Source organism: Parafrankia sp. Ea1.12, assembly GCF_900465275.1.
In the GTDB taxonomy this organism is placed as follows: domain Bacteria; phylum Actinomycetota; class Actinomycetes; order Frankiales; family Frankiaceae; genus Parafrankia; species Parafrankia soli.
Genome location: NZ_UBIZ01000667.1, coordinates 1 through 222, shown reverse-complemented (window position 1 = coordinate 222; position 222 = coordinate 1). Strand labels below are relative to the sequence as shown.

At 66.7% G+C, this 222-nt stretch carries 1 pseudogene; it reads right to left on the bottom strand.

The features are described 5' to 3' along the window. Nucleotides 1–222 (bottom strand): annotated as a pseudogene (locus tag FMEAI12_RS34730) (transposase); the annotation flags it as partial.

Genomic DNA, 222 nt, shown 5'->3' with positions numbered 1-222 from the left:
TGACTTCCGTTCGGACCGTGCGGACGAACCGTTCCGCGTAGGCGTTCACCCGCAGAGTCCGGGGTGGGATCTCGACCGCGTCGATACCGGCATCCGCGAGGACCGCGTCGAAGGAGGCGGTGAACTGGCCGGCGCGGTCACGAACCAGAAACTGGAAGTCGGCCATCCGGTCGCCGAGGTCCATGAGGAGGTTGCGGATCTGCTGGGTGGTCCACGGTCCGT